This is a genomic window from Mesorhizobium sp. 1M-11 (assembly GCF_001303895.1).
Taxonomy (GTDB): Bacteria; Pseudomonadota; Alphaproteobacteria; order Rhizobiales; family Rhizobiaceae; genus Mesorhizobium.
The window spans coordinates 124,718-149,409 of the sequence record NZ_LJSD01000074.1; the positions used below are offsets into that span (position 1 = coordinate 124,718).

Genomic DNA, 24,692 nt, shown 5'->3' on the forward strand with positions numbered 1-24,692 from the left:
ATAGGCGGGATTTCGATGCACCTTACCGAACCGGACAGGATTCTGCTGAGGCTGCTGCAGCAGGATGCCCGCATCTCCAACCAGGAACTGGCCGAGAAGGCGGGTATGTCGGCGTCCGCCTGCTGGCGGCGGGTCCGGGCGCTGGAAGAGGCAGGCATCATTTCAGGCTATGGTGCCGTCGTCGATCCGCTGAAGGCCGGCCTGAATTTCTCGGCCGTGGTACATGTGATGCTGTCGCGCCACGAGGCGGATCACGTCGCCACCTTTGTCTCGCGCGTCGCGTCGCGGCCGGAGGTGCTGGAGTGTTTTTCGACCACTGGCGAGGCCGACTACCATCTGCATGTCGTCTGTCGCGACAAGGATGCCTACAACGACTTCCTCGAACACTTCCTGTTCAGGCTGCCCGGCATTGCCCATGTGCGCACCAATCTGGTGCTCAAGGACATCAAGGTGCATGGGCAGGTGCCGGTTTAAGGCTACTGCGGCCAGGTCTTCGCCACCATGGTCAGCACGTCGTATTGCGCCACCACCTGCGTGTCCTGGTTGGTCACCGTGCAGTCCCAGCGCACCTCGCCATAGCTTTCGGTCTCGCGCGGATTGATCTGCTTGGCCGTCAGCGTCACCTGTAGCGTGTCGCCGGGATTGACCGGCGTGAGGAAGCGCAGCGAGTCCACGCCGTAATTGGCGAGCACCGGCCCAGGCGCCGGGTCGACGAACAGGCCGGCGGCGAAGGAGACGATCAGATAGCCGTGCGCCACACGTCCCTCGAAGAACGGGTTCGCCCTGGCTGCTTCCTCGTCCATATGGGCGTAGAAGGTGTCGCCGGTGAAATTGGCGAAATGCTCGATGTCCTCCAGCGTCACCGTGCGAGTGCCCGTCACCAACTGGTCGCCGATCTCCAGTTCGGCGAGTGACTTGCGGAAGGGATGCACATCGTCATGCTTGGCCTTCGCGCCCTGCATCCAGCGACCTGCCACTTCCGAAAGCAGCCAGGGTGCTGCCTGCACCGCCGTGCGCTGCATGTAGTGCTTGACGGAGCGCATGCCGCCAAGCTCCTCGCCGCCACCGGCGCGGCCGGGGCCGCCATGCACCAGAACCGGCAAAGGTGAGCCGTGGCCGGTCGACGATTTCGCGCTGGCGCGGTTGCCGATCATGACGCGACCGTGCCAGGGGCCCAGCGCATGGACCGTGTCGCGCGCGAATTTCGAGTCATTGGTGAAGACGGATGCCACAAGGCTGCCCTTGCCGCGCCGCGCCAGCACGGCGGCTTCTTCAGCGATCTCATAGGGAATGATCGTGCTGACAGGCCCGAAGGCCTCCACGTCGTGTACCGCGTTCGCGGCACCCGGCCTGTCGCAATAAAGCAGCACGGGGCTGAGGAACGCGCCGGCCTCGGCATCGCCTGAAATGACATTCGGCTTGTCCGGATCGCCGGCGACGATTTCGGCATCACCCTGCAGGTCCCTGATCCGGGCCCGCACCTCGTCGCGCTGCGCCAGGCTCGCCAGTGGCCCCATCTTGATGCCGTCCTCGCCGGGATTGCCAAGCGGGGTCTTGGCCAGGCGTTCGCCGAGAGCCTTGATCAGGGCGTCGACGCTGGCGCGTGGCGCGATCACCCGGCGGATGGCCGTGCACTTCTGGCCGGCCTTGGCGGTCATCTCGCGCGCCACTTCCTTGACGAAAAGGTCGAATTCCTCGGTGCCGGCAACCGCGTCGGGCCCGAGGATCGCCGCGTTGAGCGAATCCGCCTCCATGGTAAAGCGCACGGAGTTCTCGACGATCGTCGGATGTGCCTTCAGCTTGCGCCCGGTCGCGGCCGAACCGGTGAAAGTCACCACATCCTGGCAGTCGACATGGTCGAGCAGGTCGCCGACCGAACCGCTGACCAATTGCAAGGCACCCTTGGGCAGGATGTCGAGATCGATGATCCGGCGCACCATCAGCTCGGTCAGATAGGCGGTCTGGCTGGCCGGCTTGACGATTGCCGGCATGCCGGCAAGCAGCGTGGGAGCAAGCTTTTCCAGCATGCCCCAGCAAGGGAAGTTGAAGGCGTTGATGTGGATAGCCACGCCTTCCAGCGGCGTCAGGATATGCTGGGCGGAAAAACTGTTGTCGCGCGACAGAAGCTCGACGTCGCCGTCGACCAGCGTGTGCGTGTTGGGCAGCTCGCGCCGGCCCTTCGACGCGTAGGAAAGCAGCGTGCCAATGCCGCCCTCGATGTCGATCCAGCTGTCGGTGCGGGTAGCGCCTGTCGCCGTCGACAGCGCGTAGAATTCTTCCTTGGCCTCCATCAGCGCCTGGCCGAGCGCTTTCAGCATCAGCGCCCGCTCGTGGAAACTCATCCGGCGCAGTGCCGGATTGCCTGTTTCGCGGCCGAAACCGAGGGCCGCCTTGAAGTCGATGCCACTGGCATCGATCAGCGCCACAGGTTGTCCGGTCGCGGCATCGAGCAGCGACACCGCCTTGCCGGCACCGCGAACCCATTGCCCGGCAATGTAGGATTCCAGCTGGCGGACATTCTTCAGGGGCGCGTTCATGGCTGGCTCCTCGATGGCTGTGAAAGGCGGGCAGGTGGATCAGCGCAGGCCGATATCGCCCAGAAAACTGTCGACTTGGCGTGCCCATTCGGCGGCGAGTTCCGCATTGCCGGTATGGCGCAGGCCGAATTTCTTCTGCGTGTCGAAATGCTGGGATGCTGCGGCACCGAAGCTTGCCGCGACGCGCGGGCGCCAATAGGCGATCGATGCAGTGATCGGCGGCTTGTTGGCCTTGTCCTGCAGCAGCTTGCGCAGGCCTTCCTCGCCGAGTTCCATGTGCCGGCGCTCACGCGGCAGGATCGTCCGGAAGATGTCGCCGAGCGGCTGATAGGACAGGCTGGAAAGCTCGTCGAGCTGGAGCGTCACCGCCCGACCCATCAGCACGTTCATGACGACGGCGTCGAGCCAGTCCTGCAGTGGATAGTGCAGCACGGCCAACCGCATGTCCGAGCCATGGCGCGCAGCACCCAGGTCGCTGTCGCGGGCGACACGCGCCGTCCAGGGATGATGGTTGGCATAGCGAGAAATGTCGGCGCCGAATTCGCCCATCACGGCAAGCACACGCTCGGCATGGTCGAGTTTCTCCAGCACGATGCGGGAAGCGGCGATGCGCTCCTTGATACCGGGGCCCTGGTTGACGATGTCGGCAAAGCCTGCAGCACCCGCCAGCTCGCTGTCGACGAAGGTCGCCATCAAACGCAGCAATTCGCCGCGATAGCGCGGCGGCGCGTTTTCCGGTGTCGTCAGCTTGCCGCCCTGGGCGAGATAGTCCTCCAGCGGCATGCTTTCTTGCGGATCACTACTGGTCATAGGTCACCACCACATGGTCCGACAAGGGATGGCACTGGCAGGTCAGCACGTAGCCTTGGCGCACCTCGTAGTCCTCCAGCGCGTGGTTGGTCTCCATCTCGACCTCGCCTTCCAGAACCATGGCGCGGCAGGTCGAGCAGACGCCGGCCTTGCAGGCAAAAGGCGCGTCGAGGCTGGCAGCCAGTGCCGCCTCCAGGAGGGTTTCGCCCTTCTTCGCCATTTCGATGATGCGGGTGGAGCCGTCGAGCGTGATCGTCGCCTTGCAAGTCTCGGCCTTGGCGCCATCGGCGGCGGTCTTGACGACATGCTTGGCACGGCGCGGGGCGGAGGCAAACAGCTCGAACTTGATCTGGTCGTCACGCAATCCGTGTTCGCGCAGCGACGCGGCGATCGCCAGCATCATCGGCTCCGGTCCGCAGATGAAGGCCATATCGACTGCATCGATGTTGACCCATCCCTTGAACAGGCGCGCACATTTCTCGGCATCGATGCGGCCCGAGAACAGGTCGATCTCCTGCGCTTCGCTTTCCAGGACGTGCACCACGTTGAAACGTCCGAGATGGGTGTTCTTGATATCCTCCAGTTCCTCGCGGAACATGATCGAGTTGATCGAGCGGTTGCCGTAGATCAGCGTGAAGCGCGACCCGGGTTCGCGCGCCAGCGTCGTCTTGATCAGCGACAGCACCGGCGTGATGCCGCTGCCGCCGGCGAAGGCGAGATAGTGCCGGCTCACTTCGGGCTGCAGCGGCACGTGGAAAGCGCCCATCGGTGCCATGGCTTCCAGCGCATCGCCCGCTTTCAGCTCCTCATTGGCCCAGGTCGAGAAGGCGCCGCCGTCGACACGCTTGATGCCGACCCGGAGCAGCCCTTCATCCTTGCCTGTGCAAATCGAATAGGAGCGGCGCAACTCCTCGCCGTCGAACGAACGGCGGAAGGTCAGGTACTGGCCCTGCGTGAAGTCGAAGGCCTGGCGGTCTTCATCGCGGGGGGCAAGTGTCACCACCACGGCGTCGCGGGTCTCGCGGCGGATTTCGGTGACCTCAAGGGGGAAGAAGCGGGCCATCGGCGCCTCAGATGCTCTTGAAATAATCGAAGGGTTCCAGGCACTCGGTGCAGCGGTAGTGCGCCTTGCACGGTGTGGAACCGAACTGGCTGATACGCTCCGTTTTCGTGGAGCCGCATTGCGGGCAGGCGACAGTCAGCGGCATCAACGCGCCTGCGCAGGCCGCCGTGCCTTCCTGGGGCGGAGCGATGCCATAGGTGCTCAGCTTCTCGCGCCCTTCGGCACTGATCCAGGCCGTGGTCCATGCCGGCGAGAGCTGCCGCTTGAGCGCGAGCTTTTCGATGCCGTGTTCGACCAGTGTCCGTTCGATCTCGAGGTTGATCACGCCGGTCGCCGGGCAACCGGAATAGGTCGGCGTCACCGTCACTTCCAGCGTGTCGCCGCGCCAGGCGACATCGCGGATGATACCGAGATCGATGAGGGAGATGACCGGGATTTCCGGATCGGGGATCTCGGCAAGCCAGGACCAGACCTGGCTGAGACGGGGGCGGGTGATGGCGGCGACGTTCATGACGGCCTCACCATTTCGCGCCGGGATAGGCGCGCTGCAGGAACTGCATTTCGGCCAGGATGAAACCGAGATGTTCCGAATGCACACCGCGCTTGCCGCCTTTCTGGGCGTAGCTCTTGTCCGGCGCTTTCAGCGTGGCCTCGGCCAGCGTGCGATTGACGTGCTGGTCCCAGGCTGGCCGCAGCGAAGCGGGTGCCGGGGCGATGCCGGCTGCTTCCAACTCGTCGTCCAGCGCATCGCCGAGGAACATCTCGCCCGTATAGGGCCATAGGAAGTCCAGCGCCGCCTGCATCCGGGTCTGGCTTTCGCGGGTTCCGTCGCCCAGCCGCACGACGAGGTCGGTGCTGCGATCGAGATGATAGGCGACCTCCTTGGAAGCCTTCTCTGCGATCTCGGCGACGCGCTTGTCGCTGGAATGCACAAGAGCCTTCAGCATCGGCAGGTGCCAGGCATCGAACAGGAACTGGCGCATGATGGTGCGGCCGAAATCGCCGTTCGGCTGCTCGACCAGCAGCAGGTTACGATAGCCGGAGGCGTCGCGCAGGAAGGCCAGCGTGTCGGCCGTCTTGCCCTTGCCTTCGGCTTCGCAGGCAAGACCGAGCCAGAGCTGCGCCTGGCCGACATGGTCGAGCGCTGTGTTGGCGAGCGCGATGTCTTCCTCGAGCGCCGGCGAATGGCCGCACCATTCGGAATCGCGATGGCCGAGGATCAGGCAATTGTCGCCCATGCGCAGTGCGAATTCCGCTATTGCCTCGGGAGTGGCGCCCATCACATGTGCCCCACTTCGTCCGGCACGTCGAAGAAGGTCGGGTGCCGGTAGACCTTGGAATTGGCGGGATCGAACAGCGGGCCTTTGTCGGACGGCGCGCTGGCCACCACATCGGACGAGCGCACCACCCAGATGCTCACGCCTTCGTTGCGGCGGGTATAGACGTCGCGCGCATTGTGGATCGCCATCTTGGCGTCCGGCGCGTGCAGGCTACCGACGTGGCGATGGTTGAGGCCGTGCTGGCCGCGGATGAACACTTCCCACAAGGGCCATTCGCTTGTCATGTCAGGCTCCTCTGCGCGCTCGAGCCGCGCTCTTTCATGAACAGTCCGGTCAGCACCACCGCCAGGGCGGCAAGTGCGGCAGTCTGCAGCCAGTAGATGGCGGTGCCGCGCCAGCTCAGCACCTCGGCGAGTTCACTGGATTGGTTGATGTAGGCAAGCCCGATCACAGTCGCCCAGATCGAGATCAGCGCGAATGGCACCACCGCTCGGTCACGCGAGGCCGCAAAGAACAACGCCGCATAGGTGACAAGCGTGAAGGAGATGATGCGGTCCTGGTAGGCGTAGAAAGGCGTGTCGAAATAGACGAACAGCACCGGCACCTTGAGGCCGAGGAAATGGGCCGCGCCCATGCACAGGAAGAAGGCGACGCAGATCAGAAGCAATATCCTCAGGATCGGGGAGGGTGCCATTGTGCGCTCCATCGCGGTTTACGCTGCTGCCGCCGGCGTCTTGCGAACGGCATGTTTTTCGGCATGCACGGTGAGCGCGTCGCGGAACCAGGCGCCGTCGTCCCAGGCCTTGCGGCGGGCTTCCAGCCGTTCGCGGTTGCAGGGGCCGTTGCCGGCGATCACCTCGAAGAATTCGGTCCAGTCCGGCTCGCCGAAATCATGGCCGCCTTTCTCCTCGTTCCACTTCAGGTCGGGATCGGGAACGGTGAGGCCCAGGAACCTGGCCTGCGGCACAGTCTGGTCGACGAATTTCTGGCGCAACTCGTCGTTGGAGTCCTGCTTGATGTTCCAGGCCATCGACTGGGCCGAGTGGACCGAGGCATCGTCCGAAGGGCCGAACATCATCAATGACGGCCACCACCAGCGGTTCAGCGCATCCTGCGCCATCGCCTTCTGCTCAGGCGTGCCCTTGCACAGGACGGTCAGGATGTCGAAGCCCTGGCGCTGGTGGAAGCTCTCCTCCTTGCAGATGCGCACCATGGCGCGCGCATAGGGCCCGTAGGAGCAGCGCTGCAGCGGCACCTGGTTCATGATCGCGGCGCCGTCGACCAGCCAGCCGATGGCGCCGATGTCGGCCCAGGTGAGCGTCGGATAGTTGAAGATCGAGGAGTATTTCGCCTTGCCGGAATGCAGCTGTCCGTACATCTCGTCGCGGCTGATGCCGAGCGTCTCGGCCGCGCAATAGAGATAGAGCCCATGGCCGGCCTCGTCCTGCACCTTGGCGAGCAGGATCGCCTTGCGCTCCAGCGTCGGCGCGCGGGTGATCCAGTTGCCTTCCGGCAACTGGCCGACGATCTCGGAATGGGCGTGCTGGGAAATCTGCCGGATCAGCGTCTTGCGATAGGCTTCCGGCATCCATTCCTTCGGCTCGATCTTCTGGCCGGCATCGATGCGCTCCTGGAAAGCCCGTTCCTGCGGCTCCATCTCATCCAGGCTCTTGACCCGAGCCGCGTCCGTCTTGACCATCTGTGCATACATGGCGACGTCTCCTTTTCCTGATCGCGTTTGAGGATCGCGCGTCAGACGCGTCCGACGATCAATGCGATGGCGGCGAGGGGAAGTGCTGCCAGATCATCAGCCTGGATCGCCGCCAGCGCGCCGCCATAACGGCTCGTCGGCGCGCGAACGGTGTCGCAGATAGAAGCTTCCGGCATGGGTTTCCTCCCCGTCGGTTTGCTCTGCCTGTGTAATTCACCGACCGGTCGGTCATTTAATTACACAAAATGGCTGTGAGATCAACCGTAAACTGCAGCTGCCACGGTTACAGATGGTGGAGACGAGTTGGCGGGAGATGCCATGTCGCGTCGCCTTCATACGCACTGCGTATGAGTACGCCGGCAAACAAGGGGACTCGCGATGGAGACAAGGTACGCTACGTCGAGTGATGTCTCGTCGCTGGGGCAGCTTATGACCGAGCTCGGTTACCCGACTTCCAGCGATGAGATGGCGGCACGGATAGCGGCTGTAGCCAACCGGGCGGACCACGCAATGTTCGTTGCGGTTGAAGATGGCGCTGTTGCGGGGATGGTCGCGGTCTCGACCTCGCCATCGCTTTACCGAAGCGATCCGCAAGGAGCGATTGTCGCGCTCGTTGTTTCCTCCCGTTTTCGGGGCTGCGGGGTTGGCGCATTGCTGGTGGGGTGTGGAGAAACCTGGCTCCGTGATAACGGCGTCAGCTATGTTACGGTGAAGCCCAGCAAACATCGCGAGGACGCGCACCGCCTGTATGCCCGGCTTGGGTATGAACACACCGGACTGCGTTTTTCGAAAAGTCTGGACTAGAGCGTTTCCGTTTTTCACGAAAACGCAGAAACGCTCTAACTCTTTTTACGCAATTCCGGACGCAAAACCGCTGCGCACTTTTGCTGGAGTTGCTCCAGCTTCGATGCAACTCTACGGCGCCTCCGACTAGTGCTTCGCCCTCGAGGCGTCATTCAGGATCGCAGAGACTTCGATGCGCGCCATTTCCAAGAGATGCGCCAGCATATCGTGGCCGTCCCGTGCAGCCTCCTCGATCTGCAGGGCGAGGGCTTTGCGAATGCGTTCCAGTTTCTTTCGCTGACCATCGTCTAGCCGATGCATCGGTCGTCCCAACCAGTCGGTGGAACCACTCCGTTGGCGAAGGCGGATTCCACAAATGGACAAAAGGCACGTAAGCTGTATTCATAACTCAACTTTACCGGCCTGTCATGCTTAGCGCGTTAAATATCTCTCTAGGGGAGGCGATGCCGTGCTCAGGGCGCGTCGCGATGGTTTGGCGAACCCGACAAGGCGGGCCTGAAACGGGGGCGTCAAGCCGAACCACATATGAAAGGCTGGCTTTGCCCGGCCCAAAGTAAGGAAATGGAAGGTTTCCGCGGGACGCGTTGACGGAGCGGTAACCGGTCTTGGCTTCGGTCGTTGCGGGTGGCCGCCTTCTGTGCAAAAGCTGCCCCGCGTTTCAGGACCGCCGAACCGTCATACCGCCATGCGTGTCCCTTCCAATCCCCTTGTCCTCATCGGACCCGCCATCCTGCTGGTTTTCGCGGCAAGTTTCGCGGCGATCTGGCTGCGCGACCGGCGACTTCAATATCTGCTGTTCTTTTGCGCGGCCTGCCTGTTCTTCTGCCTCGGAACCCTGTCGCAGATCCTGGCAGTGCCGGACGGGCACGGCCCGAACGCAATGGCATCATCCTTCCTCTATACGCTGAGCGTGCTTCTGCTCAATGACGGGCTGCTTCGGCGTTCCAGCCAGCGTTTGAGCCTGGCCGGCTATCTCGCCATTCTCGTCCTGATCTGCGGCGGCATAGCCTATTTCTTCTATGTCGACCGCCAGCTGATCGTTCGCATCTACATCCTGAACTTCGGCTACGGGCTGATCTGCCTTGCCACTGCCTGGCGCCTGCGCCAGTTGCGTGGTGGGATGTTTGCCGAGAAGATCCTGTTCTGGATCCTGCTTGCCTTTTCGCTGCATTTCTTCCCACGTACGGTGCTGACGGTCGGCGGCGTGGCGCCATCGGCGGGGGCATTCGGTACGTCGCCTTTCTGGCTGGCGCTGCAGTTTTCGCTGGCGGTTCTGGGCGTCATGCTGGCGCTCGCATTGTTTGCCGTTACCGTGAGCGACATGGTCGCCGACCTGCGCCATGAACGCGCTGTCGATCCCCTCACGGGGGTACTCAACCGGCGCGGCTTTGATGAACGCGCGCAGGAATTGCTTGCCGACGCGCGCAACCGGCCGATCAGTCTCATCCTGGTCGACATCGACCATTTCAAGAGCATCAACGACACGTTCGGGCATCCGGCAGGCGATGCCGTCCTGAAGGATTTTGGCCGTCTGCTGCACAAAACGATGCGCCAGGTTGATGTCTGTGGTCGCCTCGGCGGCGAGGAATTTGCCTATCTGCTGCCGAACTGCGATGCGTCCGGCGCCCATGTCTTTGCTCAACGGTTGAGGGAGAGCGTGCGGCAGAACCGTTTCGAGGGATTACCGCAGACGCAACAGCTGACAGCCAGTTTCGGCGTCGCCTCGGCGCGACATGGCGAAAGCCTCAGCGAATTGACCACACGCGCCGATGCCGCGCTCTACCGCGCCAAACGGCAGGGCCGAGACCGGGTTGAGGTGGAGGAACGCACAGCCAAAGGTCCGCCGGTGTCGACGACTGCCGCGGATTAGCGCTGCCAGGATTTGCGAGCTATTTCAGTAGTTCGGCAGCGCATAGCCTTGTTTCTGCAGGTTCTCGGCCACCTTGCGCCGCGCGACAAAGAAGTCGGGTGGCCGGTTGGCGCGCGAATGCGCGATCTCCTCGACCGAATACGGTTTGAACGGCTCGGTCAGCGAATCTTTTGCCAGTGCCGGCACCAGCCAGTTCATCAGCGTCGCCACATCCTTGTCGTTGAGGCCGGAATTCATGATGCCCGGAGCCTGGGTGAGGAAGGTTCGCGACTCCGCCGATTTCATGAAGGTGCCGACGTTGCCGGCCAAGGCGGGGATGCGGCCGACCGTTGCCGCATTGCCTTGCAGGCCATGACAGCCCGAACAATGCAGCCGGTAGAGTATCTGACCGCTCTCCGATGCAGCGGCGGGGAGGATGCCGGCGACAACCATCGAGACCAAGAGGACGGCGAGGGCGACGCTTCTCATCGCTCACTGGACCAGTTGCGAGCGCGTGCCGAGAAGCGCCTTGTGGTCGACCTTGTTGGCGCGCAGTGCCCCGACATCCGCCGCCGTCAGCGGTTTGAAATCGGTCGGGGCGGTGTTCAGCGTGGCAAGCACATAGTTCGCCAGTGTCGCGATCTCGTCGTCCTTACGCTGCTTCTGCGCCGGCATGACGCTCTGATAGGTGCGACCGGCGGCCATCAGCTTACCGGACAGGCCGTTCAGGATGACTGTCGGCACATAGGTTCGGCTTTCCGCCTTCCCGGCCTTTGCCCAGTCGGCACCGGCGAGTGGTGGCGCCATGCCGGGGATGCCGACGCCTCCCTTGCCGTGACAGGCTCCGCAGGTCTGCGTGAACAGGGCTGCATCGTCGGCCTGCGCGCTGGCCGTGACCAGCATTGCCAGCGCGAAGGCGAGGCTGGTTGCAGCCCTTTGTTTTAGCGCAATTCCGGACGCAAAATCGCTACGCACTCTTGCTGGAATTGCTTTAGCCATTGCTGTTGCCGAGGCCGACGACGGCTGCCACGGTGCAGTGATAATTGCTTTGCGTGTTGGCCATGCACCAGTTGATGTCGTTGTGCACACCCATGCGGTAGCCGGGCCGTTCGCGCAGGTTGAAATTGCACAGGCACTTGCCGCAGGAGGCAACGCCGCAGCAGTCGTTGTAGCTGATCAGATAGTCCTTGCCGTCACCTGGGTTGTGGCAGGTGCCGACCCACGTCACCGCCGAGACCTGCGCATTGGGCGGGCATTGGTTGATGGTGCCGCCGCAGCAGGTGCACAGGAAGCCGTCGAGCGCGCAATAACGCCAGTATTCGCATTCCTGGTCGGTCTTTTCCGCGGCAGCACGAGCGGTGCCGCCGCCATCCCGGTCGAACGGCAGCAGCGGCATGATCGCCCCGCCGACGGCCACCTTGCCGACGAAGGACAGGAAGGTGCGGCGACCAAGCCGGTGTGCCATCTGCCGCGACCCTCGCTCCGTGACGTGGTCGATGGCACCGAAGAGTTTGTCGATCAGTTTCGACATAGCGTGTCTCCCCTAATTCTAACCACGTGTCGTCTAGCTACGATGGGCGACTTCGGCTTCGATCCAGTTCTGGATCGAGGCCTGGCCGAGGTCCTGCGCATTGAGAAGGCTTTCCAGCTGCTCGCGTGAATTGACCAGGCCCTTGCCGCGCACCACGCCCTGCTGGTCGAGCAGCACCGCGAAGGGCAGCCGGTTGATGCGGTAAGTCATGCCGAGATCGCGCGACAACACGTATGGAAAATCGGCCAGGCCGGCGGCGCGGCGGAATTCGGCGTGTTCCAGCGCATCGCCGTCAGAGGCGATGACGATGCCGAGCCTCTGCGCCTCCGCCTGCTTCAGCGACTTCAGTACCGGCAACAGCTTCTTGCAGACCGGACAGGTGGTCGACAGGAAGAAGATCAGCGTGCTCTTCGGCGCCGGCGGTCCAAGCGTCAGCGGCTTGCCGTCCAGCGTGAGAAGATCGAAGCGCGGCGATTGTTCGCCGATCTTGGGGCCGGCGTCGGTCATCAGCGCGCCCATCGGCGCCACGCGCTCGAATAGGATGCCGACTTGTCTCGCCAGCGCGAAGACGACGACCAGGAGAACGATGACGATCGCCCACAGGACGATCACGGCTACAACCAGCGGATCCATCAGTCGTGCCCCTCGTGATTGTGCTGCTCGAACGTGCGATTGGACGCCTGCAGCCAGGACCAGTTGTCGATGAGTTTTTCGATGCCTGCGAAAAGCAGGATGGTGGAAAGGATGCCGGCGGCAGCACTCAGCCAGCCAATGGCGGTCATCTCGACCGGCAGCAGCGAAGCCATCGCCACCAGGCAAAGCATGCCGAGCACGGCGTTGCGGGCCACCAGATACCAGGACAGCCCTTGCCCGGCGCCGCCGCAACCGCAGTCGATATGCGTGTTGCCGCGTGCCAGGTTGATGGCAATGGCACCGGCATAGACGACAAGCAGAAGCAAGGCTATGCCGGCCGCGAACGGCCGGGTCGTCGGCACGATCAGGCCGAGGATCACCGCGATTTCCATAAACAGCAGGCCAAGCGCCGCCGGCGTCAGCAGCGCGGCAGGCAGCAGGCGATAGCCGCCCATCGTGTGCATGAACATGGTCAGGTCGGTGGTCTTGTGCATGGCCGCGCGTGCAAACACGCAGACCAGCGTCCCCGCCGCGATCACCACAAGGATCGGGTGCAGCGCTACCATGGCGGACTATCGCACCTCGACCTGGTCGGGCAGATCTCCGCCCGAGGCCGATACGGCTGGCGTCAGCGCGAACTCCTTGCCCGCTTCCGGCAGATCGTAGCGGACAATTTCCGCTTTCAACCCGTCGATCGCGAACAAGGCCGGCTTGTCGCCCTGGTTGACGGTCAGCCCGATGGCCGGCACCGACTTCGAACGGCCGATGACCTTCTTGTCCTTGAGGTCGATCGCCCAGATCTCTTCGGCCGGATTCTTGTGGCTGCCTTCCGTGCCCTTGGAATGCATCAGCATATAAGCGACGCCGTTCTTGTCATGCACGGCAAGCGGCTGGTAGCCGCCTGGGCGCCAATCGCCCTCGACGCCTTTGGCCACCTCGATCTTGTCGACCAGCTTGGCGGTGTCTCCTTCGACATCGATGACGTAGATGTTGCCGCCATAGGACGGGAACACCCAGTTGTCGCCCCAGCGGTAGGCGCTGGTGAAGATGGCGTCCTTGTCCGGATCGAAGATCGTTTCCGACGGCTTCATCTCGCCGGTGCCGTCGGATTTGACGTCGATGGTGCCGACAGTGCCGTCACCGCACAGCGTTGCAAAGCGTGTCGCGGTCTTGGCCGAAGGGAAGATGCCGTAGCAGCCGGGATTGGGGATGTCGCCGATCTGTTTCTTGGCAGCGAGGTCCACCACGGTCACCGAGGTCGCCGGGGTCGCGTTCTGCACGAAGAGATATTTCATCTCGGCCGACGGCTGGAACAACGAACGATAGTTCAGCGCCTGCGCCCTGTTCTTCGAGATCGGGATTTCTTCCTTGAAGGTGAGATCCTCTCCGGAATAGACCTCGACGAAATCCGAGCGGTCGCCTCGCGTCGTGCGCGACAGATGCGATGTCGCAACATAGATGTCCTTCGAGCCTTGTGGGAACTGGGCCATGCCCAGGCTGCCTGTGCCGATGATGCCGATAGGCTTCAACGTCTTGGCGTCCATCACATAGATGCGTCCGTCGACCACGTGATTCAGCGCGAGATCCATGGAAAAGAGCATTTCGGTGCCGGCCGGGATCTTGACGTTGGTGATCTCCTCCGGCTGGATTTCCTTGGCAGCCTCCTGGGCATAGGCAGGCAAGATCGCCGTGCCGGCCAGCATGGCCGCTGCGAACAGACCCAAACGCATTGGTGGTCCTCCCCGTTGCTCGTTCCTTCCCATGCCGACCCTTCATGAATGCGCCGCAACCATGCCGTTTCGGCAAGGCAGCGGAATCAAGCTGGAGGTAGCAGGAACGATTGCGGCCGCAGGCGACGTCGATGATGGTTGTCCGGGCGCTTCTCCTTCGCCTGGCGACCTCGTCCGCAGCCTCTTTCCACTCCTCCCAGGGCGGCGACAGGCTCTCGATTTCGACTTTGCATCGCGACTTCGGCGGCCCGCTTGACAGAATGCGCCAAAATGCAGGCGAGCTGCCGTTCCGCCTTAGAGCGTTTCCGTTTTTCACGGAAACGCTCTAACTTTTTGTTTTACGCAATTCCGGACGGGAAACCGTTGCACACTTTTCCTGGAATTGCTCTTAGATATGCCTTTCCCGGGTCCGGTAGTCGGCGGGGGTCTCGCCCACCTGGCTCCTGAAATTGCGCGAGAAAGCGCTGGGCTCGCTGTAGCCAAGCTGCAGCGCGATCGTCGTCAGCGGAATGTCGGTCGCCACCAGCATGCATTTGGCGATCTGGATACGCACCTTGTTGCGGATATCGAGGAAATTCACGCCGCATTCCGCCAGCCGCCGCTGGAAAGTGCGCAGCGACACGCCGAAATCGGCAGCGGCGTGTTCGACGTCGGCATCGAAGGCGCGCGCAAGTGCGGCGCTCATCCATGCCTGCAGGGCGGTGACAAGGTCGACTTCCTGCCGCAGAGCGGACCGGTTTTCCTGAAGCTCCTCCTCGGCTCGCGCATTCGCCACCGGATCTGCACCGGGAACGCTGTGATCGAGATAGGCGACGGGAAAATAGATCGCATTGCGCGGCCGTCCGCTCTGCACCATACAGCCGAAATAGCTGCGGTAGGCATCCATGTCCCTGGAACAATCATGCTCAAGATCGACATGGGAAATGATCCGCCGCGGCCCAATCACGTCGGTCAACATCTTGTGCTCGAGCGCGATGGTGAAATCGGCATCCTGATGGCGCAGGCGCACCGTAGGGTCGGAGATCGAATAGCTCAGCCTGGCGAGGCCACCCGATACGTCCAGACGCGCCTCGGTATTGCTCTGCAGGCTGGAGAAGTAGCTGGTGAATTTCGAAAAGGCCCAGCCGAGTGTCGGCGCGGTGAAGAAGACGGTGGCGATGGAGCCCAGCGCCGGCAGATTGTAACTGCGGCCGAGCTTCAGGCCGAAGGTGATGTCACCCTTCTCGCGCGCGGCGGCTTCCAGGATGGTGGTGAAGATCGCGAGCGGCGTGCTTTCACGGCTCTCCGCAAGGCTGGAGCGAGTGAGTCCGAGCCGCGCCAAAATGCTTTCTGGTTCCTGGCCCTTGTTGGCCAGTGCGTCGAGCAGCAGTGTCGTTGCCCGAGGCGCGATCGTCCCGCTTCCCTGCATCCCGTACCTCCAGAGCGTTTCCGTTTTTCACGGAAACGCGGAAACGCTCTAACTTTGTTTTCACGCAATTCCGGACGGAAAACCGCTACGCTCTTTTCCTGGAATTGCTCCAGTCACGGTCGCCAGGGGCATGTCCCTCCCATGCCCTGGTGGGATTTCTGCGGGAATTGTTGGTTTGTCGTCGGAAGCTGTCAATTGCCTTGAAGTCGAACATGCCCTTTGCCGGTCAAGGCACTAGCTTGGCGACCAGTTCGCCGGGGAATGAGGCTATGAACCTGCGCGCGAAGGGGCTGCATAAGCTGGCCGGCCATGCCGGCCAGGCCGGGCTCGTGCTGCTGGTGGCCAGTGTCTCCGTTCTTCTTTGGCAACCGACCGACATGGCGTGGTGGGCGGCGCGCCTGTTGGGCGTTGCCGCCCTGCTGCTGGCCGCCGCAACGTTATTCCTGCGGCCTCCCTCCGGCCAATATCCGTGGCACAGGATTTTCGGCTGGGCGGCGTTGGCAGCGCTTGCCGCCCACATCATCATCACCACGGGTTTCCAGCCTGTCTTCTGGCGTTGGCTGACCCCGGCCATCCCGGTCGAGATCGTTGCCGGCATCGTAGCGCTTCTGGCATTCCTCGTGGTCATGCTCGTGCAGCGGTCCCGATCATTGCGCCGGCAGCTCGGTCCTTTCTCAAGCCTGTCCGTGCACAGGACGGCCGGCTATCTGCTGATCGCGGCTGCCTGCACCCACATCGCGTTGATCGCCGGGATGACCGTCTTCGCGGCAGCCGCCTTGCTCGCGGGGCTCACTTTCCTGCTGATCGAAGGTTTTCTGCGAGAGCGGCACCCCTTCCGGCTGGCGGCGACGCTGGCTTTGTTCTCCGGCGCAATTGCCTGGCTGGCGATGGGATCGATGGCCGAAACGCGGCTCGCGAGCCTGCGGCAGGCTCCGATCGACCATGCACGCTTCCTGCACACCGACCATACGGGGCTGGCATGTGCCGGCTGCCACCACAATTTCGTCGACCGAACGGGCAATGAGAACTGCCTGACCTGCCACAAGCGTGTCTCGATCTCCGAGACCACCCGCGTCGACGGCATGTTCCACGCATTCTGTTCCGACTGCCACCGGACGGACAAGCGGGCCGGCAGGAAGTTCGGCCCGATCGATGATTGCAACGGCTGTCACGGCCGAAGTCCGTCTGGTGAGGCAGGCAAGTAGCGGCGGCGGATTGCTGTTTGCCAGCTGAGCTCTTCTAGGAGGCCGCGAATTTCGAAATGTCCGCGAGCGTATGGGCGACTTCCTTCGGGAAGCGGTGGCGCCGGCGGACGATGCGGTTCTGTTCGGTCGCGGCCTGCATGAAGGCGCCGAAGGCTGCGCGTGGGCTGCACTCGCCTTCCTGGGCGCGCTCGATCAAATCGACCGCTCGCAGATAGCTTTCGCAATCCTTGTCCGGCCAGGAACGGCGCATCGCATTGGCCATGTCGGCTATGTTGCGGATCACGAATTTGCTTCCGCACGCTGTCCTGAAGCTCACCGGTGTGAAACAAGCCATGGGCTCTGTCCTCCTTGTTCTTGCGCGACGGCGTTCTGCCATTGCGCATCAAAACTCACGGGCTGTGACAGGTCGTACTGTTCACCGCGCCCGGGTCTATCAAGCGATCACGGCCAAGCTCGTTCCAACACAGTATGTTTCGTGCGCACACTGTTTTGGAATATTGTGAAATACCAATAAGTTGAGGGTGATCAGATTAAGCAGGAGGCTAACGTCCGCCGGATTTCCGTTCCAGATAGATTTCGAGGCTTTCGATCATCTCGTCCTGGTCCAGGATCCCTTGCGAGAACAGATCCATCGTTGCTCGAGCCAGGTCCTCAGCCGCTGGACTGCCATGGCAAAAGCCATGGTCGTCACAAACATCGTCATAGATACGCTGCAGGGCAGTCAGGTCACCGGGATACGCAACGCCACTCGTGAAAGAGACAGTCACGTCTACCTCCCTTGGCATGCTCGACCGGAGGTTTATAAGCGCCTTTCTGGGATGGCTTTCAAATCACATTCGCTCGCGCACTTTCACAAGTGCTTAGTGCTGGACACACACAGTGAGGGATCGCTCTGCCTGCTGATCTTATCCCGTTGTGGCGCAGACTTCGCGAAGTGTTGCAGGATCAACGGCCAACCCTGCGCCGAGCCCATTGCTTCCATGTATTGCTCAGCGCTGGCGCCATGATTTGAGAAGCCCCTATGGGTCAGAGTCACGCGCGTTCCGCCGGGTATTGCCGAAAAGGTCACGTCGACTTCGCCGGCTTTCGACGGATCGGGAACCGGCTCGCGATTGGGACCGATCTGCCAGGTGAAGACGATATGCCGGGGTAAATCGATTTCGAGGACCCGTCCAAAATCGCAACGAAATCCGTGCGGCCCGATTTCGGTGCAAAATCCACCGGCTTGATCGGCAATGGTCATCTCCTGGAGCGTTTCGCCGGACCACGAATAGTCCTTTGGCCACCAGTTCGTCATTTCTCGCGTGAAATGCAGGAAGGCCTCACGCGGTTCGGTCCCAAGATCGATATCGATCGAAATCGTGTCCTTGAGGGTCATGGTGCGCCATACCTTGCGTTGCCCGATCGGGTTACCGCCCTTAAAATTCAACACGAGCTCAATGCCAAGCGATCATCGCGGTTCCGAAAATCTGCCGCTCGCGCTGGAGCACCCCGCATTTCATGGAACGATCAAAGTCCGCTCTCGTTCGGATCCGAGACAGGGAGAAAGTCCATGAAGAAGCTCGTCCTTGCCGCCGCCATCGTATTGGCGGCCACGGCCGCACTGGCCCAATCAGCCGCCGAAAAGGCGGGTGTGAATTCGCTGCTGGGTGTCTCTCCCTCGACCGAAGATTTCGTCAAGAAAGCCGCGACCGGCGACCTGTTCGAAATTGCGGTGAGCAAGCTTGCCATCGAGCGGGCCGATCCAGCGACCAAATCGTTTGCAGAGGAGATGGTGCGCGACCACGAACGGATCGGCAGCGAATTGAAGCAGATGGTGGAAAACCAGGCCATCAACGCCGTCGTTCCGGCCGAGATGACGGAAAGCCAGAAAGAAACGATTGCCGAGCTTCAAGAAATGCGAGGACAGGATTTCAACGATCGCTACCATTCCGAACAGGTCAAGGCGCATGCGGATGCCGTCGACCTGTTCCAGCGCTATAGCGAGAAAGGCGAGCACACAGCGATAAAGACCTGGGCGGCCAACACGCTGCCGGTGCTGCGGCACCATCTCGACATGGCCAAGGAACTGAATGAATAGCATCGCTATGTCTGTGGAAGGTGCCTCGCCATTTCCCATCCTCGCGCCAGATCTTGCTGCAAGCCAAGGCGCTCGCGTGCCCGATCGTCCGGATCGCGGATGCGAAGAAGGTATGAGGGGTGGATTGTCGCAAGCAGTGGTGTGCCGTCCGAAAGCTCCAGTGTCTTGCCCCTGAGAGATGAGACCGGTTGTGAGCGTCCGGTCAGGCTTCTGATCGCGGTCGCGCCCATGGCGATGAAGGTTTTCGGAGCAACGAGTCTGCGCTCCTGCTCGAGCCACCATTTGCAGCGCTCGATCTCACCCACATTTGGGCGGCGATGCAGCCGGCGTTTGCCTCGCGGTTCGAATTTGAAGTGCTTGACCGCATTCGTGACGAACACGGCCGAACGGGGGATTTGCGCGTCTTCCAGAATTTCATCGAGCAGCTGGCCGGCCGGGCCGACAAATGGCTTGCCGGCTATATCCTCCTTGTCACCCGGCTGTTCCCCCACCAGCATCAGGCTTGAGCGCACCTTACCCTCGCCGGGAACCACCTGCGTTGCGTTGCGATAGAGAGGGCAGCGTGTGCAGGCGGCTTCCGCGCGCGCAAGCTCGCCGAGGGAGGCGGCATTGATTTCTTCGCTAGACATTGGCCGTACCGCTGAAAGAAGCATGCTGCCGGTCACGCAGCGGCTTGAGACGACGTGTCGGCGGAGCGGATGCGCAGATTGTTCTGAACATTGATGACGCCTGAAACATCGTCGGCAATATCCTCGGCCCGCCGCTTGTCGGAGCGGCTAGTCACTTCGCCATCCAGCGTTACTTCACTCGCCTTCACGCTGACCTCGATATCCGACGCGTCGAGGAACCAGTCGTCCGTAAGGCGATCGTTCAGGTCTTCGGCAATGCGGTCGTCCGAGCGCGTGTAACCTTTGGGGCCGCGCCCTCGATGATCGGTGCGTCGGCGCTGCGCTGCGTCCTCGTCGCCGAACCACGACGAAACCTCGTCGCTGGCCCGATCGAGGAAATCGCGATGCCCGCGATTGCGAAAATCGTCATAGTCGGACTGCCGGTAACCGCCCGGGCGGTTCTCGTGTCGCGGTGCGGGATAGTTGTAGCGCGAACCGTAACTGTAGTTGGGTTGTCCGGCAGGGTAACGATCATCATGGTCGGGGTCGGTCGGACGACGATAGCGGGTGCCTGCATAGAAATCGGCGTTCGATCTTAGACGAGGGGGGCGCTCATCGCGCGGACGACCGCCGCGGAACCGCAGGTCTTCTGTTTCGAAGTCGTCGAGGTCGTCGCTATAGTTCGGGCCGAAGTAAGGATCGCGTTCTCGGGCCATCGAAAATCCTCCTTGTGTTGGCGTAGCGTTGTTCTGGCCAACAGCTGGGCGGCGCGGTTGTTCCAATTTTCCGGCCACCCGGACAAAAAGCGGAACGCCCGCAGAAGAGCCGCGTTGACCCCGGTAACTCCAAGCCCCGTAACTCAAGCGAGGAGGCGCGAATGCAGGTTCGACGCACGGAAATAACAACGCAGGTCGATCGCGGCGATGCCTATGGCTATCGCGTTCGATTCCAGGATGGCGAAGGACAATCCATCACGGTCGCCTTTCGCTCCGACCGCTGGCTCGACGACGATGATGAGGTGAAGCGGCAAGCGATGGCGATGATGGCGCACACCGTATCCACGCCCGGTCCGCTGAATGCCTATGATGCCTTGAGCAACGGCAACATCCCGCCCGAGGTCGAGATGACGGAACGAGTGGGGAGCGGCGAGACCGAAGAGGAGGACGCCGACAACTCCTACCAGGAAAGCGACGAAGCGTTGCCCAACGACACGGAAGAGGCGGTGATCAGTCGCGATCCGTCCCGCGAGGGTGGTCGTTTCGATGAGACCTGACGCACAGACCTCGTGGGGATGAGCCGATGGCGCCGCGCGCACTCTGGAAAGGCAATCTGGCGCTCGCCGATATCGAATGCCCGGTGGCGCTCTACGCAGCCGCCTCGACCTTGGATCGTGTGTCCTTCCATGTCGTCAACAGCAAGACGGGCAATCGGGTCCGGCGTGAATATGTCGATGAAGAATCCGGCAGGGAGGTAGCCGACGAAGATCAGGTGAAGGGGTTCGACATCGGCAATGACACCTTCGTGACCGTCGAACCGGACGAAGTCGCCGAGCTTGTTCCGGCAAGCGACAAGACACTTTCCGTGGCCCGCTTCGTCAAATGCGTGGATATCGATCCGCTTTTCTTCGATCGTCCCTACTATCTTGGTCCGGATCGTGGCGCGGACGAAAAGTTTGCCCTTGTCCGCGACAGTCTTGCGGCCGAGAAGGCTGTAGCCCTCGCCGAGGCCGTCTTGTTTCGAAGGCTGCGCACCGTGGTGATCCGCGCCGATGGCGACGGGCTTTTGGCGAACACTCTGCATTTCGACTACGAAATCCGGTCGCCGGAAAAAGCGTTCGCCAAGGTTCCGGAACCAAGGATCAAGAAGGAAATGCTGGATCTTGCCAAGCACATCATGAAATCGAAGGCCGGTACTTTCGATCCGGCGCGGTTCGATGATCGCTACGACGCGGCTCTGGCGGAATTGATCAAGGCCAAGATGGCAGGCCGCGAAATCAAGCCCCCGAAACGCAAGCGTGAGGGCAAGGTTGTCGATCTGATGGACGCGTTGCGGCGCAGCGCTGATGTCACGAAAAGTGACGACAGACCCAATCGGCGCAAGGCAGGCTGACCATGGCTCTTACCAGCTATCGTCAAAAACGCGACTTTGCCTCCACGCGTGAACCGAAAGGTGCTGTTCCGCACCGGCGCGGCGGACACAGTTTCGTCGTGCAGAAACACGATGCGCGCCGCCTGCACTATGACTTCCGGCTGGAGATGGACGGTGTGCTGAAAAGCTGGGCCGTGACACGCGGTCCGAGCCTTGTGCCGAGCGACAAGCGGCTAGCTGTGCATGTCGAGGATCATCCGCTGGAGTATGGCGACTTCGAAGGGACGATCCCCAAAGGACAATATGGCGGCGGCACCGTCGTTTTGTGGGATCGCGGCGACTGGAGGCCCCTCGGCGATGCGGCGAGAGGCCTCAAGAAAGGCCATCTGGAATTCGAGCTGTCGGGCGAGAAGCTGCAGGGGCGATGGCATCTGGTGCGCATGGCCTCGCGCCGCAACGAGAAGCGCGAAAACTGGCTGCTGATCAAGGGCGCCGACGAATTCGCTCGTGACGAGAACGCTGGAGATATTCTCGAAGAACAGCCGGACTCTGTCAAATCCGGCAGGTCCGTCGAGGAAGTCGCCGACAAGGCAGCGCCGCCGAAGGCAAGGCGCGCTCGGAAATCCGCGGCATCGCCGCCGTCGAAGCGGCATCCGAAAGGCAGCCGCAAGAGCGCGTTCCCGGGTTTTGTCGAGCCGGCGCTTGCTACATTGCGTCCTCACGCGCCGTCGGGCGATCGCTGGATCCACGAGATCAAGTTCGACGGTTATCGCCTGCAAGCGCATGTGCGGGAGGGCAAGGCGCAGCTTTTGACACGTTCCGGTCTCGATTGGACCGGCAAGTTCGGCAAGGCCATCCCGGACGCGTTGGCGTCGTTGCCGGTCAAGGAGGCTATCCTCGATGGCGAGCTGGTGGTGGAGGCCGGTGGCGGCGCTTCGGATTTTTCCGCTCTGCAGGCGGACCTCAGCGAGGGTCGCAGCGACCGCTTTGTCCTCTATCTTTTCGACCTGCTTTATTGTGACGGACAGGATCTCCGCGCTTTGCCGCTGGTCGATCGCAAGGCACGGCTAAGAGATGTGTTGGCCGATCAGCCTGCCGGCCTGCGATTCAGCGATGATTTCGCCGAAGAGGGCGAAATGGTGCTGCAGCATGCCTGCCGGTTGAGTCTCGAAGGCGTGGTGTCGAAGCTGAGGCAAGGCAAATACCCGTCTGGCCGCACGCGCGACTGGATCAAATCCAAGTGCAACGACCGGCAGGAATTCGTCGTCATCGGCTATGTGCCGTCGACTGCGACACGCGATGCCATCGGCTCGCTGGTTCTCGGCTACTATCAGGCGCGCCGGCTCGTCTATGCCGGTCGCGTCGGAACAGGATTCAACACCAGGACAGCGCGCTCGTTGTTCGACCGGCTGCAAAAGCTTGCGCGCGAAAAGTCGCCTTTGGCCAAACCTCTCGATGCTGCGAACAGGCGAGGGGTGCGGTTCGTGGAGCCGGAACTGGTCGCCGAGATCGAATTCAAGAACTGGACCGCCGACGGGGTGTTGCGCCATGCTGTCTTCCGTGGCCTGCGCGAGGACAAGGCAGCGGCCACGATTGTGCGGGAACAAGCCATGAAATCAGCTGACACACCAAAATCCGTCGTGAAGCTCACCCATCCGGACCGTGTCTATTGGGAGGATGCCGGCGTCACCAAGGCAGGCCTCGCGGACTATTATTCCGAGGCGTGGCCACGCATGGCGCCCTTCGTGACCTCGCGGCCGCTGGCCTTGCTGCGTTGTCCGGAAGGCACCGCCGGCCAGTGCTTTTTCCAGAAGCATGCGTGGCGGGGCCATAGCAAGGAGATCCTCACCGTACAGGATCCGAACGACAATTCCGAAGAGCCCATCCTGGCGATCGACAGCTTCGACGGTCTGATCGGGCTCGTCCAGGCCGGAACGCTCGAGGTCCATCCCTGGCAGGCACCCCTGGCGGATCTGGAACACCCGGACCAGATCGTCATGGATCTCGATCCCGGGGAGGGAATTTCATGGCAGGATCTGATCGATGCCGCGCGGGAGGTTCGCGAGCGCCTCGAAAAGGCCGGGCTCAGCACCTTCGTCAAGACGACCGGTGGCAAAGGAATCCACGTCGTGGCGCCGCTCAAGCCAGTCACCGGGTGGGAGGACGTGAAGGAATTCACCAAGTCAATCGCGGACGACATGGCTTCGGACAGCCCCGGCAAATATGTCTCGACGATCACCAAGTCGAAGCGCGTCGGCCACATCCTTGTCGACTACCTGCGCAACCAGCGCGGCTCGACGGCAATCGCGCCATACGCAACCCGGGCGCGTGCGGGCGCACCTGTCTCCATGCCGCTTGAATGGAATGAACTTGGCCCTTCGATCGGTCCGGCTCATTTCACCGTAAACAACGCCCTGAGCAGGCTGAGCAACTCGACTGCCGATCCCTGGCGGGATTTTCGCAAGGCGGAAGTGGCCTTGAAGCGACGCTGAAGCGATCAGCTTTTCCGGCGCTCTGAGGCAAGACTGGCACGCAAGGCGTCCGTGATCGAGATGACATTGTCGGAAGATTTTCGTTTCTCGCCTTTTCCGGGGCGTGCCATCGATTTCCGCCTCCTTGAGATAAGCCTGCGCAGCCGATCCTGAAGTTGGTCGTGGGCGAACTTGTCGTTCCAGGGATAGGTCCCCTTGGCGATGACCTTGCGCATGGCGCTCATGGGTTTGGCCGCAGGCTTTTCTTTTCCGATCTCGGCGAAATAATCGTCGGCATCGCGAACCTCATCGCCATATCGAAGTGTCCACAGAACGATGCCTTTCCCTCGAGGTTCGAGCATCACCGCGTGTTCGCGACGGTAAAGGACCAATCTCGCGATGCCGACGACCTTCGCCGACTGCATCGCGTCGCGGATGACGGCAAAGGCCTCCTCACCGACCTTGTCGTTCGGCGTGAGGAAATGCGGGCGATCGTACCAGATCCAGCCGATCGACTGGCGCGGCACGAACATATCGATGTCGATGGTGCGGGTGCTTTCGAGTGCGACGGCATCAAGCTCCTTGTCGCTCAGCACGACGAGCTTTCCTTCCGCCGCTTCATATCCTTTTGCCTCGTCGTCCTCCGCGACAGGTTTGCCGGTTTCCGCGTCGACATAGCGGCTTTGAACGCGATTTTCTGTCTTGCGGTTCAAGGTGTGGAAACGGATCTGCTCGCTGCCCGAAACCGCGGGCGTCATGGCGACCGAGCAGGTCACCAAGGATAGTTTGAGGTAGCCCTTCCAGAACGCCTGCCGCGCCATGATGGTCTCCCGAGTTGCTTGCCTCCATAGCAAATGGTCGGCCCACGATACGGTTCCTTTAAT

29 protein-coding genes and 2 pseudogenes are annotated in these 24,692 nt (G+C 61.9%); 8 read left to right on the forward strand and 23 right to left on the reverse strand.

Annotated features, from left to right (window positions below):
• The first annotated feature begins 15 nt into the window (after nucleotides 1-15).
• Entirely contained in the window at nucleotides 16-474 is a 459-nt protein-coding gene (locus tag AO692_RS28960; RefSeq protein ID WP_054313501.1) for an Lrp/AsnC family transcriptional regulator, read from the forward strand.
• Between the two features lie 2 nt (nucleotides 475-476).
• On the opposite strand, the gene paaZ is transcribed toward AO692_RS28960, so the two are convergent.
• From paaZ to AO692_RS33545, 9 genes and pseudogenes are all read right to left on the reverse strand, one after another.
• On the reverse strand, nucleotides 477-2,537 hold the full coding sequence (gene paaZ / locus AO692_RS28965; RefSeq protein WP_054313502.1) for a phenylacetic acid degradation bifunctional protein PaaZ: 2,061 nt from the start codon (nucleotides 2,535-2,537) through the stop codon (nucleotides 477-479).
• Nucleotides 2,538-2,576: 39 nt separating this feature from the next.
• A complete protein-coding gene (locus AO692_RS28970; RefSeq protein WP_054313503.1) occupies nucleotides 2,577-3,347 on the reverse strand; it encodes a Phenylacetic acid catabolic protein in 771 nt (256 codons plus the stop codon).
• A complete protein-coding gene (gene paaE, locus AO692_RS28975) occupies nucleotides 3,337-4,410 on the reverse strand; it encodes a 1,2-phenylacetyl-CoA epoxidase subunit PaaE (RefSeq protein ID WP_054313504.1) in 1,074 nt (357 codons plus the stop codon). The genes AO692_RS28970 and paaE overlap by 11 nt, the downstream gene beginning before the upstream one ends.
• 7 nt (nucleotides 4,411-4,417) lie before the next feature.
• The gene (gene paaD, locus AO692_RS28980; protein WP_054313505.1) at nucleotides 4,418-4,921 is read right to left on the reverse strand and encodes a 1,2-phenylacetyl-CoA epoxidase subunit PaaD; all 504 of its coding nucleotides are present in this window, start codon (nucleotides 4,919-4,921) and stop codon (nucleotides 4,418-4,420) included.
• A gap of 7 nt (nucleotides 4,922-4,928) precedes the next feature.
• The gene (gene paaC, locus AO692_RS28985; protein WP_054313506.1) at nucleotides 4,929-5,690 is read right to left on the reverse strand and encodes a 1,2-phenylacetyl-CoA epoxidase subunit PaaC; all 762 of its coding nucleotides are present in this window, start codon (nucleotides 5,688-5,690) and stop codon (nucleotides 4,929-4,931) included.
• Complete coding sequence (paaB, locus tag AO692_RS28990; protein ID WP_054313507.1) at nucleotides 5,690-5,974, reverse strand: 1,2-phenylacetyl-CoA epoxidase subunit PaaB; 285 nt, start codon at nucleotides 5,972-5,974, stop codon at nucleotides 5,690-5,692. The genes paaC and paaB overlap by 1 nt, the downstream gene beginning before the upstream one ends.
• On the reverse strand, nucleotides 5,971-6,384 hold the full coding sequence (locus AO692_RS28995; protein WP_054313508.1) for a hypothetical protein: 414 nt from the start codon (nucleotides 6,382-6,384) through the stop codon (nucleotides 5,971-5,973). The genes paaB and AO692_RS28995 overlap by 4 nt, the downstream gene beginning before the upstream one ends.
• 18 nt (nucleotides 6,385-6,402) lie before the next feature.
• Nucleotides 6,403-7,401, reverse strand: a complete 999-nt coding sequence (paaA, locus tag AO692_RS29000; RefSeq protein WP_054313509.1) for a 1,2-phenylacetyl-CoA epoxidase subunit PaaA — start codon at nucleotides 7,399-7,401, stop codon at nucleotides 6,403-6,405.
• Between the two features lie 74 nt (nucleotides 7,402-7,475).
• Nucleotides 7,476-7,577, reverse strand: a pseudogene (locus AO692_RS33545) (acetyl-CoA acetyltransferase); the annotation flags it as partial.
• Nucleotides 7,578-7,830: 253 nt separating this feature from the next.
• On the opposite strand from AO692_RS33545, the gene AO692_RS29005 reads away from it, so the two are divergent.
• A complete protein-coding gene (locus AO692_RS29005) occupies nucleotides 7,831-8,205 on the forward strand; it encodes a GNAT family N-acetyltransferase (protein ID WP_161808146.1) in 375 nt (124 codons plus the stop codon).
• A gap of 126 nt (nucleotides 8,206-8,331) precedes the next feature.
• Here AO692_RS29005 and AO692_RS33250 read toward each other — a convergent pair whose 3' ends face one another.
• Nucleotides 8,332-8,505: a hypothetical protein gene (locus AO692_RS33250; RefSeq protein ID WP_161808147.1), complete on the reverse strand. Its 174-nt coding sequence runs from the start codon at nucleotides 8,503-8,505 to the stop codon at nucleotides 8,332-8,334.
• 385 nt (nucleotides 8,506-8,890) lie between these two features.
• Between AO692_RS33250 and AO692_RS29010 the strand changes: the two genes are divergently transcribed.
• Nucleotides 8,891-10,075 (forward strand): GGDEF domain-containing protein, encoded by a 1,185-nt coding sequence (locus AO692_RS29010; protein ID WP_054313511.1) that lies wholly within the window; start codon nucleotides 8,891-8,893, stop codon nucleotides 10,073-10,075.
• Between the two features lie 24 nt (nucleotides 10,076-10,099).
• Here the strand turns inward: AO692_RS29010 and AO692_RS29015 are convergent, their stop codons facing one another.
• From AO692_RS29015 to AO692_RS29050, 7 genes are all read right to left on the reverse strand, one after another.
• Nucleotides 10,100-10,543: a cytochrome c gene (locus tag AO692_RS29015; protein ID WP_152980012.1), complete on the reverse strand. Its 444-nt coding sequence runs from the start codon at nucleotides 10,541-10,543 to the stop codon at nucleotides 10,100-10,102.
• 3 nt (nucleotides 10,544-10,546) lie between these two features.
• Nucleotides 10,547-10,957 (reverse strand): cytochrome c, encoded by a 411-nt coding sequence (locus AO692_RS29020; protein ID WP_054313513.1) that lies wholly within the window; start codon nucleotides 10,955-10,957, stop codon nucleotides 10,547-10,549.
• Between the two features lie 88 nt (nucleotides 10,958-11,045).
• Nucleotides 11,046-11,585 (reverse strand): methylamine dehydrogenase light chain, encoded by a 540-nt coding sequence (locus AO692_RS29025; protein WP_054313514.1) that lies wholly within the window; start codon nucleotides 11,583-11,585, stop codon nucleotides 11,046-11,048.
• Nucleotides 11,586-11,618: 33 nt separating this feature from the next.
• A complete protein-coding gene (mauD, locus tag AO692_RS29030) occupies nucleotides 11,619-12,218 on the reverse strand; it encodes a methylamine dehydrogenase accessory protein MauD (protein WP_054313515.1) in 600 nt (199 codons plus the stop codon).
• A complete protein-coding gene (locus AO692_RS29035; protein ID WP_054313516.1) occupies nucleotides 12,218-12,784 on the reverse strand; it encodes a MauE/DoxX family redox-associated membrane protein in 567 nt (188 codons plus the stop codon). The genes mauD and AO692_RS29035 overlap by 1 nt, the downstream gene beginning before the upstream one ends.
• A 6-nt stretch (nucleotides 12,785-12,790) precedes the next feature.
• Entirely contained in the window at nucleotides 12,791-13,948 is a 1,158-nt protein-coding gene (locus AO692_RS29040; protein ID WP_054313517.1) for an amine dehydrogenase large subunit, read from the reverse strand.
• A 388-nt stretch (nucleotides 13,949-14,336) separates the two neighbouring features.
• Nucleotides 14,337-15,356 (reverse strand): AraC family transcriptional regulator, encoded by a 1,020-nt coding sequence (locus tag AO692_RS29050; protein ID WP_054313519.1) that lies wholly within the window; start codon nucleotides 15,354-15,356, stop codon nucleotides 14,337-14,339.
• 269 nt (nucleotides 15,357-15,625) lie between these two features.
• Here AO692_RS29050 and AO692_RS29055 point away from each other — a divergent pair, with 269 nt between their 5' ends.
• Complete coding sequence (locus AO692_RS29055) at nucleotides 15,626-16,561, forward strand: cytochrome c3 family protein (protein ID WP_054313520.1); 936 nt, start codon at nucleotides 15,626-15,628, stop codon at nucleotides 16,559-16,561.
• A gap of 34 nt (nucleotides 16,562-16,595) precedes the next feature.
• Here the strand turns inward: AO692_RS29055 and AO692_RS29060 are convergent, their stop codons facing one another.
• From AO692_RS29060 to AO692_RS29065, 3 genes are all read right to left on the reverse strand, one after another.
• Nucleotides 16,596-16,937 (reverse strand): DUF982 domain-containing protein, encoded by a 342-nt coding sequence (locus AO692_RS29060; protein ID WP_082407628.1) that lies wholly within the window; start codon nucleotides 16,935-16,937, stop codon nucleotides 16,596-16,598.
• A 166-nt stretch (nucleotides 16,938-17,103) separates the two neighbouring features.
• Entirely contained in the window at nucleotides 17,104-17,328 is a 225-nt protein-coding gene (locus tag AO692_RS33000) for a hypothetical protein (RefSeq protein ID WP_152980014.1), read from the reverse strand.
• Nucleotides 17,329-17,411: 83 nt separating this feature from the next.
• Nucleotides 17,412-17,939, reverse strand: a complete 528-nt coding sequence (locus AO692_RS29065) for an SRPBCC family protein (protein ID WP_082407644.1) — start codon at nucleotides 17,937-17,939, stop codon at nucleotides 17,412-17,414.
• A gap of 174 nt (nucleotides 17,940-18,113) precedes the next feature.
• Here AO692_RS29065 and AO692_RS29070 point away from each other — a divergent pair, with 174 nt between their 5' ends.
• The gene (locus AO692_RS29070; RefSeq protein ID WP_054313522.1) at nucleotides 18,114-18,641 is read left to right on the forward strand and encodes a DUF4142 domain-containing protein; all 528 of its coding nucleotides are present in this window, start codon (nucleotides 18,114-18,116) and stop codon (nucleotides 18,639-18,641) included.
• 5 nt (nucleotides 18,642-18,646) lie between these two features.
• Here AO692_RS29070 and AO692_RS29075 read toward each other — a convergent pair whose 3' ends face one another.
• Both AO692_RS29075 and AO692_RS29080 read right to left on the reverse strand, forming a co-directional pair.
• Entirely contained in the window at nucleotides 18,647-19,270 is a 624-nt protein-coding gene (locus tag AO692_RS29075) for a UdgX family uracil-DNA binding protein (RefSeq protein ID WP_054313523.1), read from the reverse strand.
• Between the two features lie 32 nt (nucleotides 19,271-19,302).
• Nucleotides 19,303-19,965 carry a BON domain-containing protein gene (locus AO692_RS29080; RefSeq protein ID WP_054313524.1) on the reverse strand — a complete coding sequence of 221 codons (663 nt, stop codon included), beginning with the start codon at nucleotides 19,963-19,965 and terminating at the stop codon, nucleotides 19,303-19,305.
• 368 nt (nucleotides 19,966-20,333) lie between these two features.
• On the opposite strand from AO692_RS29080, the pseudogene AO692_RS33825 reads away from it, so the two are divergent.
• The 3 genes and pseudogenes from AO692_RS33825 to ligD all read left to right on the forward strand — a co-directional run.
• Nucleotides 20,334-20,522 (forward strand): annotated as a pseudogene (locus tag AO692_RS33825) (hypothetical protein); the annotation flags it as partial.
• Between the two features lie 26 nt (nucleotides 20,523-20,548).
• The gene (locus tag AO692_RS29090) at nucleotides 20,549-21,358 is read left to right on the forward strand and encodes a Ku protein (RefSeq protein ID WP_054313525.1); all 810 of its coding nucleotides are present in this window, start codon (nucleotides 20,549-20,551) and stop codon (nucleotides 21,356-21,358) included.
• Nucleotides 21,359-21,360: 2 nt separating this feature from the next.
• Nucleotides 21,361-23,829, forward strand: a complete 2,469-nt coding sequence (gene ligD / locus AO692_RS29095; RefSeq protein ID WP_054313526.1) for a DNA ligase D — start codon at nucleotides 21,361-21,363, stop codon at nucleotides 23,827-23,829.
• A 5-nt stretch (nucleotides 23,830-23,834) separates the two neighbouring features.
• Here ligD and AO692_RS29100 read toward each other — a convergent pair whose 3' ends face one another.
• Nucleotides 23,835-24,629, reverse strand: a complete 795-nt coding sequence (locus AO692_RS29100; protein ID WP_054313527.1) for a Ku protein — start codon at nucleotides 24,627-24,629, stop codon at nucleotides 23,835-23,837.
• Nucleotides 24,630-24,692 lie beyond the last annotated feature (63 nt).